Source organism: Proteobacteria bacterium CG1_02_64_396 (assembly GCA_001872725.1).
Taxonomy (GTDB): domain Bacteria; phylum Pseudomonadota; class MNWR01; order CG1-02-64-396; family CG1-02-64-396; genus CG1-02-64-396.
On record MNWR01000068.1, the window covers coordinates 15,476 to 28,052 of the forward strand.

At 62.8% G+C, this 12,577-nt stretch carries 13 protein-coding genes and 1 pseudogene; 8 read left to right on the forward strand and 6 right to left on the reverse strand.

All coding sequences use genetic code 11. The features are described 5' to 3' along the window. Window positions 1–27: 27 nt before the first annotated feature. Complete coding sequence (locus tag AUJ55_08240) at window positions 28–225, forward strand: hypothetical protein (GenBank protein ID OIO56568.1); 198 nt, start codon at window positions 28–30, stop codon at window positions 223–225. A gap of 119 nt (window positions 226–344) precedes the next feature. Beyond that, the gene (locus AUJ55_08245) at window positions 345–923 is read left to right on the forward strand and encodes a hypothetical protein (protein ID OIO56569.1); all 579 of its coding nucleotides are present in this window, start codon (window positions 345–347) and stop codon (window positions 921–923) included. 19 nt (window positions 924–942) lie between these two features. On the opposite strand, the gene AUJ55_08250 is transcribed toward AUJ55_08245, so the two are convergent. After that, a complete protein-coding gene (locus tag AUJ55_08250) occupies window positions 943–1,296 on the reverse strand; it encodes an arsenate reductase (glutaredoxin) (protein ID OIO56570.1) in 354 nt (117 codons plus the stop codon). Window positions 1,297–1,486: 190 nt separating this feature from the next. Here AUJ55_08250 and AUJ55_08255 point away from each other — a divergent pair, with 190 nt between their 5' ends. The 5 genes from AUJ55_08255 (at window position 1,487) to AUJ55_08275 (ending at window position 7,107) form a co-directional block, all read left to right on the forward strand. Next, window positions 1,487–2,953: a hypothetical protein gene (locus AUJ55_08255; protein ID OIO56571.1), complete on the forward strand. Its 1,467-nt coding sequence runs from the start codon at window positions 1,487–1,489 to the stop codon at window positions 2,951–2,953. After that, a complete protein-coding gene (locus AUJ55_08260) occupies window positions 2,947–3,936 on the forward strand; it encodes a hypothetical protein (protein ID OIO56572.1) in 990 nt (329 codons plus the stop codon). Before AUJ55_08255 ends, AUJ55_08260 begins: the two co-directional genes overlap by 7 nt. 10 nt (window positions 3,937–3,946) lie before the next feature. Then, a complete protein-coding gene (locus AUJ55_08265) occupies window positions 3,947–4,837 on the forward strand; it encodes a hypothetical protein (protein OIO56573.1) in 891 nt (296 codons plus the stop codon). A 297-nt stretch (window positions 4,838–5,134) separates the two neighbouring features. Continuing rightward, window positions 5,135–6,121, forward strand: coding sequence for a succinylglutamate desuccinylase (locus tag AUJ55_08270; protein ID OIO56574.1), 987 nt, complete (start codon window positions 5,135–5,137; stop codon window positions 6,119–6,121). Continuing rightward, the gene (locus AUJ55_08275) at window positions 6,118–7,107 is read left to right on the forward strand and encodes a hypothetical protein (GenBank protein ID OIO56575.1); all 990 of its coding nucleotides are present in this window, start codon (window positions 6,118–6,120) and stop codon (window positions 7,105–7,107) included. Before AUJ55_08270 ends, AUJ55_08275 begins: the two co-directional genes overlap by 4 nt. Before the next feature lie 86 nt (window positions 7,108–7,193). Here the strand turns inward: AUJ55_08275 and AUJ55_08280 are convergent, their stop codons facing one another. Then, window positions 7,194–8,528 carry a hypothetical protein gene (locus AUJ55_08280; protein OIO56576.1) on the reverse strand — a complete coding sequence of 445 codons (1,335 nt, stop codon included), beginning with the start codon at window positions 8,526–8,528 and terminating at the stop codon, window positions 7,194–7,196. 215 nt (window positions 8,529–8,743) lie between these two features. On the opposite strand from AUJ55_08280, the gene AUJ55_08285 reads away from it, so the two are divergent. Further along, entirely contained in the window at window positions 8,744–10,228 is a 1,485-nt protein-coding gene (locus tag AUJ55_08285; GenBank protein OIO56577.1) for a hypothetical protein, read from the forward strand. 219 nt (window positions 10,229–10,447) lie between these two features. Here the strand turns inward: AUJ55_08285 and AUJ55_08290 are convergent, their stop codons facing one another. The 4 genes and pseudogenes from AUJ55_08290 to AUJ55_08305 form a co-directional block, all read right to left on the reverse strand. Next, window positions 10,448–10,870: a nickel responsive regulator gene (locus tag AUJ55_08290; GenBank protein OIO56578.1), complete on the reverse strand. Its 423-nt coding sequence runs from the start codon at window positions 10,868–10,870 to the stop codon at window positions 10,448–10,450. Between the two features lie 117 nt (window positions 10,871–10,987). Continuing rightward, a complete protein-coding gene (locus tag AUJ55_08295) occupies window positions 10,988–11,749 on the reverse strand; it encodes an ABC transporter (protein OIO56581.1) in 762 nt (253 codons plus the stop codon). Window positions 11,750–11,784: 35 nt separating this feature from the next. Further along, window positions 11,785–12,348, reverse strand: a complete 564-nt coding sequence (locus tag AUJ55_08300) for a hypothetical protein (protein OIO56579.1) — start codon at window positions 12,346–12,348, stop codon at window positions 11,785–11,787. Next, window positions 12,345–12,577: pseudogene (locus AUJ55_08305) on the reverse strand (cobalamin biosynthesis protein CbiM). Before AUJ55_08305 ends, AUJ55_08300 begins: the two are co-directional and overlap by 4 nt.

The following is a 12,577-nucleotide window of genomic DNA, read 5'->3' on the forward strand; positions in this document are numbered from 1 at the left end:
TTCAACCATCCATGACGAGGAGCCGATATGTGTGAAGGCTGCGGTTGTCCCACCCAAACCACCCCCGATCAACGTTCGATCAGCGATGAGGAGGTCGGCCACTGGCATGTGCATGCCGACGGCACCGCCCATCGTCACCCCCACCCTCATGGCAAGGGGGAGGGTCATCCCCATGCGCACGGTCATGCCCACCCCCACACCCATCCGCACGACGACGAGGGGTAGCGGTTTGCTCGGTTGTTGCGGGTCGGGACGAAAAAGGTCGCCAAGAGGCGCCCTTTTTTCTTTATGATCAACAATGACGATGGATTTTGGACAAAACGGCGGATGCCGGAGGGAACACGATGAAGGTATTCAATGTTGTGTTGGGGACGGCCTTGGTTGTGGGATTGAGCGGATGCCTGGCCAATCAGTCGTCGGAGACGGCCACGATTCAGGACCTTTGGGTCGCTCCGTATCAAGCGGCTTGCAGGTTCTCGATGGCTGGAAACCATCGACTGGGAATGGTGTTGAAGGATCAAGCCTCGGCTGCGTGGCAACAACCCGTCGAGTGCCCCGAAGGCATCGAGAATTTTCAACCCCAGTGGGGCCATACCTATCAGCTGCGGGTCAGGGTCGTTTCAATCGATACGACGGGTTTGGCCGACAGCTCCAGCATTCGCACCGAATGGCAAAAGACGCTACAAGATATCGAAGATCCCGTGGGGACCGAGTATCTGCTGACCAATGTTCCCCTTGAGCTGGGCGCCATCACGCAAGATACCTCGGGGGTGTATCACCTGTTCTGGAACCCCTTCAGCTGCGGCACGACCGTCGATTGCGTCGCGTTGCAAGCCTTGGACGGTAGCAACGGCCTCGTGACGTTGCGTATGGCCTACACCGGCGATGCCCAAATTCCGCTCCAACTGATGGGTTGGAATTGATGCCCCGATTCACGCCGTTTTAAACAATCTCCAACACCGCCTCCGGCGGCCTTCCCAACCGCGCCCGACCATCCTTCACGACGATGGGGCGCTCGATCAATTTGGGGTGGGCGATCATCAGGTCGATCAGCTCTGCCCGGCTCAGCGACGCCCCCTTCTCTTTCAAGCCCAGCGTTTTGAAATCCTCCTCCCCCTTGCGCATCAACTGCATCGGCTCCAGCCCCAGCTGGGTCAGCAGGGTGTCGAGCTGAGGGTGAGTGGGGGTGTCGTCGAGATACAAAATCACCTCGGGCTCGATCCCCTTGTCGTGCAGCAGTTGCAGGGTTTGGCGCGATTTCGAACAGCGGGGGTTGTGGTAGATAACCGTCGACATGGGGGCCTTTCGGAGGGCTTGTACGTGAAATGTGGGCCCATCAAACCAGGGATGTGCCATTGGGGCAAATCTCCCCCCGCATTGCTTCCCCCCCCTGGCACCCCCCGTGCTACATTGCGCCGCAAACGAGGGGGTGGGCGGTCCGGTGGGCCGCTTCAGTGCCCTCTCCCCAAGCATACGGGGCCTTTAAATGCTGCAACTATCATCAATGCAAGGGTTGGGCAGTCGGGCGGTCCACGAGTATTTCAAAGACGATTTCGAACCCAGGGAACACTACCGCCCCCTGTGGGAGCACATCCGTCAGATGGGGCAGAGCACCCTGATGCGTAAGGTGCAGGAGGCCCACCTGGCGATGCTCGCCGAAGGGGTCACCTTCACCGTTTACAATCAGGGGGAGGAGGGGATCGAGCGGGTTTTTCCCTTCGATTTGATCCCCCGGATCATCACCGCCGCCGAGTGGGCCACCCTTGAGGCGGGGCTCAAGCAGCGGATCAAGGCGCTCAACCTGTTCTTGCACGACCTCTACCACGACCAAAACATCCTGCGCGACGGGGTGGTTCCCGCCGAGTTGATCCTCAACGGCAAAGACTTCCGCCCCGAAATCATGGGGATCGACCCCCCTGGCGGCATCTACACCCACATCTCGGGCATCGACATCATCCGGGACGACAACGGCAAGTTTTTGGTGCTGGAGGACAACCTGCGCACCCCGTCGGGGGTGTCGTACATGATCGAAAACCGCATGATCATGCGCCGCATCCTCCCCGCCTTTTTCGAGCAATACCGGGTGCGCCGGGTCGACCACTACCCGGCGCTATTGCTTCAGGCGCTGCGTCATCTTTCGCCTCGGGGGGCGGGGGCGGCCGAGGTGGTAGTCCTCACCCCCGGCATCTACAACTCGGCCTACTTCGAGCACACCTTTCTTGCCAAAGAGATGGGGGTGGAGCTGGCCGAGGGGCGCGACCTGGTGGTGAAGGACAACGTCGTCTACCTCAAGACCACCCGCGGCTTGAAGCGGGTCGATGTGGTCTACCGCCGGGTCGACGACGATTTTCTCGATCCGCTGTGCTTCCGCCCCGATTCGGCCCTGGGGGTGGCGGGGATCATCAATGCCTGGCGAGCCGGCAACGTCGCCCTGGTGAACGCCCCCGGCACCGGCATCGCCGACGACAAGGCGGTCTACCCCTTCGTCCCCGAGATCATCCAGTACTACCTGGGTGAAAAGCCGATCCTCGAAAACGTCCCCACCTACAAGATGACCAACGTTGAGGAGCGGGCCTACACCCTGGACCACATGGCCGAGATGGTGGTGAAACCGGTGAGCGAATCGGGGGGGTACGGCATGTTGATGGGGCCCGCCTCGACCCCGGCGCAGCGGGCCGAATTCGCCGCCAAGGTGCAGAGTGACCCCCGCAACTTCATCGCCCAGCCGGTGGTGCCGCTGTCGCGCCACGTCTGTTACCTCGACGGCGAACTGGAATCGCGCCACATCGACCTGCGCCCCTTCATCATCTACGGCGGCGACGACATCCACGTGGTGCCGGGGGGACTGACCCGGGTGGCGCTGACCAAGGGGTCGTTGGTGGTGAACTCGTCGCAGGGGGGTGGCAGTAAGGACACCTGGGTTTTGGCCAACGGGGAGGGCGCATCATGCTAAGTCGTATGGCCGAATCGATTTACTGGATGAGCCGTTATCTTGAACGGGCCGCCAACACCGCCCGGCTGGTCGAGATCAACCTGCTGCACATGATCGAGGCCGAGGATGCCCTGACCGAAGAAAACCAGTGGCGCCCTCTGCTGGCGATCACCGGCATGGAGCAGGGGTACCAAGAGCGCTACGGCGACGCCATCACGGCGGGTAAGGCGCTGCACTTCATGGTGCAGGACGCCGCCAACCCCGGCTCGATCCGCCAAGCGCTGCGCATGGCGCGTGAAAACGCCCGCATCGTGCGCGACCGCATCTCGAAGGAGATGTGGGAGACCATCAACGAATTCTGGCTCACCACCCAGAGCAACCTGACCCCGACCCTGCGCAGCGATCAGGCCGCCGAATATTGCGCCACCATGCGGCGCGAGGGGGCGCGGTTTCACGGCCACACCATCGGCACCATGATGCGGGGCGACGCCTACCTGTTTTACCTCATCGGCACCTTCGTCGAGCGTGCCGACATGACCGCCCGCATCCTCGACGTGAAGTACCACACCCTGCTTCCCAAGGGGGCGGCGGTCGGTTCTGCCCTCGATTACTACCAGTGGGCGGCGCTGCTGAAGAGTCTGTCGGGCTTCGAGGCCTACCGGCGGTTGCATCAGGGGGGGATGAACCCCGCCGAGATCGTCGGTTTTGTCATCTTCAGCGAGCAGTTCCCCCGCTCGATCCGCTTCGGCGCCGAGGGGGTTGGCAAGGCGTTGGCCAAGGTGCAAAAAGGGGCGGGACGGGGCAAAAGCCTGGTGGCGATGCAGGCGCTGCAAGACCACCTAGAGAGCCACGGCGGCCCCGAGCAGATCATCAACGAGGGGCTGCACGAGTTTTTGCAGGGGTGTCTGGGGCGGATCAACGACGTCAATCTGGCCCTTGCCCACGATTACTTCGACATGTTTGGCAACGACGACCTGGCCGCCGTTGCCGAGCAAACCCAATAAAGGGACTCCATTGCGCTATCGCATCGAACACGAAACCCGGCTGATCTACGACGGGCCGATCTGGGAGCACCAGTGCGAGCTGCGCCTGACCCCCCGGCAGGACGAGTGGCTGCGTTTGCTCGACCACAGCATCGACATCTACCCCGAGGCGAACCCCCAGGTTTTACGCGACGGTTTCGGCAATCCCATCCACACCGTCAGCCTGTTGCCCCGCCACACCCGGTTTGTCACCCGGATGCGGGCCGAGGTCGAAACCCTACGGGCCAATCCCTTCGCTTTCGAGCCGCTCCCCCTCGATCAAGAGTCCCCTTGGCTGGCCCGCCGTCTGGCCGAAGAACCCAGGCTGCGCCTGTTTTTAGGCCGCTCATCGCTGACCCCGAACCTGGCCCCCATGAGCGAGGCCTACGGCCCCTTCCCCGAGCGCGACCGGCAGCTTCCGTTGGGGGAGGCGATCATGAAGGCGATGGGGTGGATTCAGGAGCGGCTGCGCTACGACCCCGACGCCACCCATGTTCATTCCGGTCTTGAATTGGTTTTTCAAGAGGGGGGCGGGGTTTGCCAGGATTTCGCCCATCTGCTGATCGCCTTGATCCGGGGCTGGGGCTATCCGGCCCGTTACGTCATGGGCTACCAGGATCCGGGCAACACCCCCCACCAAAAGGGGGCGGCGCCAAACCAGGCGACCCACGCCTGGATCGAGGCGCTGGTGCCGGGGGTGGGCTGGATGGGGTTCGATCCCACCAACCTGTTGGCGGTCAACGACCTCTACATCCCGGTGGCGGTGGGCCGCGATTCCACCGACACCCCACCGCAGCGCGGTTGTTTTCGGGGCGGCGCCTCGGAGCGGATGGAGATCGCCGTCCGCGTCACCCCGATTCGTTCCGACGAGGTTGGGGTTTAACCAACAAGATCAAAAGCGGCTCGCGCAAAGGCGTTAGGGAAGCGCTGATTAAAGGCTCCTGCCTTGAATCAGCACGCTACGCAAAAAACGTGGTTTTTGCTTCGCTTGCAAAATCAGTCACTTACGTCCCTGATTTTGGCGGCCCATCCCTGGGCCGCTCGGAAGCGCTCATCAATCAGCGCTTCCCTAAGAAAACCAAGAAAACCGTTTTTTGGGTTTGGATTTTTTGTCTTCCTTTGCGGCTTCGCGTGAGCCGCTTTTCGCCGTTCGCCTTTTGTTTTCGGATTTAGGTCTTTCATGCACATCGAAAACGACGTCGTCCTCGACCTGGAGCTCCCCTACCGGGAGCGGTTGATGATCCGCCGCACACGCTACGTCGGCGCCCGGCCCGGCCCCCGCATCGCCCTGGTCACCGGGGTGCACGGCGACGAGCTGGAGGGGCTTTACCTTTGCCATCGCCTGGGGCGCGCCCTGGAAGATCTGGAGGCGACCCATCCCGGCGCTTTGCACGGCACGGTCGAGCTCTGGCCCGGCCTCAATCCCCTGGGGCTCGACACCCTCAAGCGCTTCGTGCCGATCTTCGATCTCGACCTCAACCGTACCTTCCCCGGCCATCCCGAGGGGATCCTGCCGCAGCGGGTCGCCGCCGCCACCATCGCGCATCTGACTGGGGCCGATCTGGTCGTCGACATTCACGCCAGCAACATCTATCTGCGCGAGATTCCTCAGGTGCGGATCAACACCGAGTTCGCGGAGCGGTTGACCCCGATGGCCCAGGGGATGAACCTCGATTTGATCTGGCTGCACGGCGCCATGACGGTGCTGGAGGCGACCCTGGCCCACTCCCTCAACGCCGTCGGCACCCCCTGTCTGGTGGTCGAGATGGGGGTGGGGATGCGGGTGACCCCGCAGTACACCGATCAACTGCTCACCGGCATCCTCCACACCGCCCAGAACATGGGGGCGCTCGCCTCCGAGGTGGCGCTCCCCCCCTTGGCCCACCACCCCCTGATCGCCGACGACCGCAACGTTCATTACCTCAACGCCGAGACCTCGGGGCTGTTCATCCCCGAGGTGGAGCACTGGGAGGCGGTCGCTTCGGGGCAAAGGCTGGGGAGGATCGTCTCCCCCCACCACGGCGAGGTGTTGAGCGAGGTCTGCGCCCCGGTCGACGGCATCCTCTTCACCCTGCGCGAATACCCGTTGGTCTACGAGGGCTCTTTGATGGCGCGGATCAAGGGTCATGGACCCGAGGCCCATTCGGATGGAGAGGTGCAGCCATGAGCGAGCGTCATCTGTTGGCGATGACCGCTCCGATGCGGGAGGACTTCACCATCCCCTACCACGACATCGGCGCGGGCGATCTGCCGGTCGACGTGGCGCTGGTGGGGGGGGTGCACGGCAACGAGATCAACGCCATTTCGGTGCTGTCGCGCTTGTCGGCCTTTCTGCGCGGCATCGTCGAGGGGCGTTACCCCGGCTTGAGCTTCAAAGGGCGGGTGCTGATCGTCCCGGCGATCAACGTGCTCGGGGTCAACACCCGCCACCGCGACTGGCCCTTCGACGGCACCGACATCAACCGCATGTACCCCGGCACCCCCTTCGGCGAGACGACCCAACGCATCGCCTACCAGGTGCTGGCGCTGACCAAACCGGCGCGCTATCGCATCGACGTCCATTCCTCGAACCTCGATTTCGAGGAGCTGCCCCAGGTGCGGCTCTTCGAGGGGAGTGACGCCGAGCGGGCCACCGCCCAGCACTTCAATCTGCCCGCCGTGGTGGAATACCCGGTCAGCCGCGCCTACACCACCTCGCTGAACGTCGCCTGGAAACCCTGGCCGGGGCAGAACTTTGTGTTGGTGGGGGGGCAGGCGGGGTATCTGCAAAGCGACCATTGCAGCCGGATGATCAACGGCCTGACCGCCTTTCTGAGCAAGATCGGGCTGATCGAGGGGCTCGATCCCGACCGGGATGGCGAGAACGTCCACCACTTCGGCCTCGGTCAGGTCTACCCCCTGATATCCGAAGGGGCGGGGCTTTTTGTGCCCCGGGTAACGGTGGGGCGCTGGCTGCGCCAGGGGGAGGGGCTGGGGACCGTCTTCGACGCCTTCGACGGACGCGCCATCGCCGAGATCTTCGCCCCCTGCTCGGGGCTGCTCACCGGCATCCGCCGTCAGCCCTTGATGTGCCAGGGCGATCTGGTGGCGCGGATTCACAGCTTGGCAGCGACCGAGCGGGATTTCGGCTGGTTGGAGCCGCACGGGCAGTAGGTTGATGGGGCTGAAGAGGTTGGAGCGAGGATTGATAGATATGGATCAATATCTATCAATATTTCGAATATTGATAGATAACCGACTCATTCCCCCGGCTGATCCAGGCGCTTCTGTAGATTGTCCGGAGCAAAAAACTCGAATGTTTTCCCCCCAACACGCCGCTGTTCCAACAAACCATCCTCCGCCAAAGCAAAAATATCGCTACGCGCCGTGGCATAGGCGATGCCCTGGCTGGTTTGGTGACCGCGCAGCGTATAACGCTGACCCGGATGGCGCAGTGCGTGGCCCAGTAGGGCCAATTGCCGGTGGTTGTAGCGACTGGTTCTGAGGCGGGCCTCCACGGCTCGAACCTCGGCCCCCTTTTGGGCCAGGTACCCTTGCAGTTCTTCCAAGGCGGTCAGGATCGTCTCGACTTGATGGACGATGAAATAGGTCAGGTCGTTGTCGTCGCTTTCGCTTTCGAGGTAGGCCCGTTTGTATCGGTCCGATCCCTTTTTAAGAAGCTTCGAAATCGAAATAAACGAAAACAGCCAATAGCGGCTCCGCAGCATCGACCAATAAAAGAGGGCACGGGCGGTACGGCCGTTGCCGTCGATGAATGGATGGTCGTGGCCGATCCAGAAGTGCAGCACGATGGCGCGGATGACCGGGTGAACAAACGTTCCATCCCCTTGGCCGTTGGCAAAAGCCACAAGTTGAGCCATCCGCTCGGGTAGTACCGAGGCGGGGGGGGGCGTGTGCAGCAGGTCGTGGGTGTGGGTGTCGAAAACCTGAACCCGATGCTCCCCTTCCCGCTGCAATCGGCCTGCCGCCGTGGGGTCGTCGAGGGTTTCCAAGGTCAGGATTCTGTGAAGTTCGAGCAGCCTTTCCAGGCTCATGGGGCGGTCGGAAAGTTGCTGAATCGACCGCATGGCCATGAAGTTGTTGAGGATCATCCGCTCGCTGTGGTCTTTGGGGCTGCGTCCCGCCCGGAGCATCTCGACGGCGACCTGACGCGTGGTGGAGGCCCCCTCCAACTGGCTGGAGGTGATCGCCTCCTCGACCAAGGAGTTAAAAACAAAGCGGTCGCGGTGCTCCTCCGAGGCGAGGGGGTCGTTGCTGCCGATGAAACCCGAGGCCATGCTGTCGATGCGATGCAGCCCCTCTAGAACGGGATCGGGGAGCATGTAGATGAAGGGTTTGCCGGCTGTGTCATGCAGGGGCAGGGTTCTGAACTGTCCCATTCGTGCCAACTTGATCCCCAGCCACCATTGCTCGGGGTTTAACCCTTCTGGGGGGCTTTTGTGGCGCAGCTTTTCCCAATGCAGATAGCGTCCCTGCACAACAGCCCCGATGCCGCGCCCCACCACCCGAGCCAAAACGCTGGGATCGGCGACCATGAGGTCTTGAATGGATGGGGGGGTGGGCAGTTTCTTCATCGGGCATTCCGTAGAGGTTGTCTCATAGGGGCGGAGTCGATCCCCACATTAATCCATACCGACCAACATTTATCAATTTTTTGAAAATTGATAAATGTTGATGCAAATCGATCACCTCGGGTACAACCACCGAACGGGTGAATTGGGCGGGGGCAGTGGGCAGGGCGGGGCCGGGTGGGATTCGGTCCTACCGACGGGGAGAGAAGGGGGGTTGCATGGAGGTTGTGCTCTGGTTGTTGCTGTATTTGCTAATGTTTGCACTGGTGCTTTATGGCTTGGCCAAAGGGGTGACCCTGGCCATTCAAGGGATTCGGGAGGGTCGGATGAATCGGGTGTTTTCTGGCAAAGAGGGGTCGTCGCTCAACGTTCGGGTGTTGGTCATCGCCGGGTTGGCGCTGGCGATGCTGATCCCCCTGGGCATGGTGCAGGGGGTGACCAGCGAGCGAAACGGACTGTACGACGGGGTCATCCGCGACATCGCCGCCACCTGGGGGGGGCAGCAGGTGGTTCAGGGCCCCGCCTTGGCCATCCCCTTCACGGTCCGTTGGACCACCGAGGAGTCCACGGTCGGCGAGGATGGCAAGGTACGCAAGCTGGTGCAGAAGCACGAAGAGGTGCGCCATCGCCTCGTGTTGCCCGAGACCGTGGACATGAACATCGCCATGGACGACGAGTTTCGGACGCGGGGGATCTACCGCTCCTTGGTCTACACCGCCGACATTCGGATTTCGGGGCGGTTTTTACTCCCGAGGGCAGACAGCTTCCCCGACAAAACCGCCGAGATTCACTGGGGAGACACCTTCCTGGCGATGGGGCTTTCAGACACCCGAGCCATCAACCGGGTCTCCTCTCTGGCGTGGGGCGACAAGAGCTACCCCTTCGCGCCGGGGACCAAGATCACCCAGACGATCCCCCACGGTTTTCATGCCCTACTTGAGGGGATGAATCCGGATCGCCCCCAGATCGATTTTCAATTCCTGCTCAACACCAACGGCAGCTCCGGTCTGCGTTTCACCGCCTTCGGGGAGCAAACCAAGGTCGTCATGCATTCGAGCTGGCCCCATCCCAGTTTTCAGGGCGATGTGTTGCCTTCGAGCCATGAGATCGAGGGCGACGGTTTCGATGCCGTTTGGGAGATTCCCAATCTGGCCCGGAATTTTCCCCAATCCTGGGTTTTAGAAACCGAGCGCTTCGAGGCCGACGAATTCATGGCGGGGGTCGATCTGTTCGAGTCGGTGTTTCTCTATTCCACGGTTACGCGGGCGGTGAAGTACGGCCTGCTCTTCATCGTGCTGACCTTCCTCACCTTCCTGATTTTCGAGCTGACGGTGGGGGCGCCGCTGCACTACGTGCAATACGCCCTGATTGGCGGGGCGATCAGCCTGTTTTACCTGCTGCTTTTGTCGCTGGCCGAACACATCGACTTTCTCAGCGCCTACCTGGTCGCCGCCACCACAACCATCGTCATGATCTCGGGTTACGCCGCATCGGCCCTGGGGAGTATCAAAAAGGGGGGGATCGTGTTGGTGCTGCTCGCCGGGCTGTACCTCTTCCTCTATTCCCTGCTGCAAATGGAGGACTACGCCCTGCTGATGGGGACGCTGTTGCTCACCTCGGTGCTCGCGGTGTTGATGTTCCTGACCCGCAAGCTGCGGCCCAACGGGGATCGACCCGAAATGGTGGAGGCGCAGGCCCCTTGACGGGGCGGTTGCTGCGAAGCCTTTGCGCAGGTGGAGCCGAGGTGGGATTCATGAGGGGATGCTGCCTCCACGCCATGGCCCTGTGGTGGGCGCTTGCCTGGGTATCCACGCCAGGTCGCAGGGCTGCCAAGCGTTGAACTGCGCCATCTGTGAACAGGGTTTTCCTTCGACCCCCCCTGTTTGTAGACCTTGCCGCGCTCTTCCGGCCTACCGTTCGGCTTAATAATCGACCCTTCCCGCCCTTGTCAGTCGCGCCAGCCGCACCCCCTTGAGCCCCTTGAGGCTGGCCGCCATCCCCTCCACCTCTTCGGGCGGCCCCTCCAGAATGATCGCCTCCAGGCAGTGGTCGTGGTCGATGTGCAGGTGGGTGGTGCAGCGCACCCCGGCGTGGTGGTGGTGCTGCACATCCATGATGCGGGTCGCCAACCCCGGTTGATGGTGGTCGTAGACGATGGTCAGTACCCCGAACACCTGCCCCTTTCCCTCCTCCCAGCTTTCTTCCACCAACTGTTCGCGCAGCAAATCGCGGATGTATTCCGAGCGGCTGGCGTAGCCGGTCTGCGCCACCTTGCGGTCGAGCTCTTCAAGCAGGGCATTGGGCAACGAGACCGAAAAACGGGTGAGGTCGTCGGGGCGGGTCATGGCGGGCTCCTTGAAAGGGTCGGACGTGTCGGACAAGTCTGACCGCTCCGACTGGTCTGACAAGTCGCGGCCTTTCAAGGCAAAGGGTGGAAAAGCCAGGTCGTCCAGGGGGCGTGTCTAATCCCAGTCGTGAACGTGGAAATGCCGATGCACGCTGTCGCCGTGGCGATGGCGGTGGGTGTGGGCCAGGTTGGCGGCGACCAGCAGGTCGAGGTCGGCCAGCGCCGCCTCCAGGGGGCCATCAAAGGCGATGCGGTGGTCCTCCCCCAAGATGATCGCCCGGCTTCCCAGCTCGGGAGCCAGACTCAGCACGTGGGTGGCGACCACCAGGGTGATGTCGAGGTCGGCCAGAAAATCGACCAGCCAGCCGGTGGCGCGGGGGTCGAGGTGGGCGGTCGGTTCGTCGAGCAGCAGCAGTTGCGGCTCCACCGCCAACAGCGCCGCCAAGGCCAGACGCTGCTTCTCGCCGCCGCTGAGCAGATAGGGGGGGGTCTCCAGATGTTTGCTCAAGCCCATGTGGGCCGCCCAGGCCCGGGCCCGATCCTCCGGCCCCTCCATCCCGAGTTGCTTGGGGCCAAAGGCGATCTCCTCCAGCACGGTGGGATGAAAAAGCATCGCCTCGGGGTGTTGAAACAGCAGTGCCACCTGGGCTCGGAAGCGGCGGCTGAAATCCCGCTGTCTGAGGCTCGCCTGCGTCACCGCCTCCCCTTGAAAACGGTAGTCTCCGGCGCCGGGGATGAGCAAACCGTCGAGGATTTTCAGCAGGGTTGACTTGCCGCAGCCGTTGGCCCCCAGCAGCACCACCCGCTCTTTTGGCGCCACCCGCAGATCGATGCCGTCGAGCGCGAGCACCCCCGCGTCGTTCGGGGCGCCGGGCAGGGTGGGATGGCGCAAAGTGACGCCGTCGAGGGCGATCATGGTTGATTCCCCTCGAACAGACCCCGGCTGCGCATCGCCTGGGTCACCTCGGTGGCGGCGTGGGTGGCCCGGTCGAGCACATGTCCCGCCCCGGCGGCGCTCATGGCGATCCGCTCTTGCAGGGTGGGCGGGGCGAGGGTGCGGCTGCGCTGGGCCAGTTTGTGGTCTTGGTGGAGCCGTAAAAGCCGCAAGGTCATGGCGTAGGCGACGGTGAGCAGTCGGGCCAGATTGGGGGCGAAGGCCAGCGCCCGGGGCAGGTGGACGCGGCTAGCGAGCCAGAAGGCCAGAAAGGTCAGCCACCCCACCCGCAGATTGACCAAAAGCAGGTAGGCACCGGCAAAGGTGTGCTGGGCGCTGGCGACGATCAGGTAGCCGACGCTGACCGTGAGGTTGAACAGCACGATGGCGGCCAGCGTTTTGCGCAGCAGCCGCAGTCGTTGGGGGCCAGCCAGCAGCAGGCAGACCAGCCAAGCGGCGCCGAGCCAGAGAGGGTCGTGCACCAAGGTTCCGGCCAGAACCGCAGCGAGGTAAATCAACAGCCAAAAGGTATCGCGGTTCATACCGTCCACCCCCGCACCTTGGCCATCTGCCACAGCGTCGCGGTCAGCACCCCCTCGCCGATTCCGACCAGTAGGTGGGGGATCTGAATCGCGGGCCAGGCGATTGCAAGACCAAAGGGGAAGAACAGGGGGTGTCCGGCGGCGTCATGGGCGATGAGCGGTTGCACCCCCAGGGCGAGCGCCAGTAAAGCGGCGGCGACATTGATCGAGACCCAGCCCGCCGCCCCCG

Coding starts and splice junctions, on each gene's coding strand:
- AUJ55_08285 (OIO56577.1), top strand. CDS start 8,744: ATGGAGGTTGTGCTCTGGTTGTTGCTGTATTTGCTAATGTTTGCACTG.
- AUJ55_08270 (OIO56574.1), top strand. CDS start 5,135: ATGCACATCGAAAACGACGTCGTCCTCGACCTGGAGCTCCCCTACCGG.
- AUJ55_08250 (OIO56570.1), bottom strand. CDS start 1,296: ATGTCGACGGTTATCTACCACAACCCCCGCTGTTCGAAATCGCGCCAA.
- AUJ55_08240 (OIO56568.1), top strand. CDS start 28: ATGTGTGAAGGCTGCGGTTGTCCCACCCAAACCACCCCCGATCAACGT.
- AUJ55_08280 (OIO56576.1), bottom strand. CDS start 8,528: ATGAAGAAACTGCCCACCCCCCCATCCATTCAAGACCTCATGGTCGCC.
- AUJ55_08300 (OIO56579.1), bottom strand. CDS start 12,348: ATGAACCGCGATACCTTTTGGCTGTTGATTTACCTCGCTGCGGTTCTG.
- AUJ55_08255 (OIO56571.1), top strand. CDS start 1,487: ATGCTGCAACTATCATCAATGCAAGGGTTGGGCAGTCGGGCGGTCCAC.
- AUJ55_08260 (OIO56572.1), top strand. CDS start 2,947: ATGCTAAGTCGTATGGCCGAATCGATTTACTGGATGAGCCGTTATCTT.
- AUJ55_08245 (OIO56569.1), top strand. CDS start 345: ATGAAGGTATTCAATGTTGTGTTGGGGACGGCCTTGGTTGTGGGATTG.
- AUJ55_08275 (OIO56575.1), top strand. CDS start 6,118: ATGAGCGAGCGTCATCTGTTGGCGATGACCGCTCCGATGCGGGAGGAC.
- AUJ55_08290 (OIO56578.1), bottom strand. CDS start 10,870: ATGACCCGCCCCGACGACCTCACCCGTTTTTCGGTCTCGTTGCCCAAT.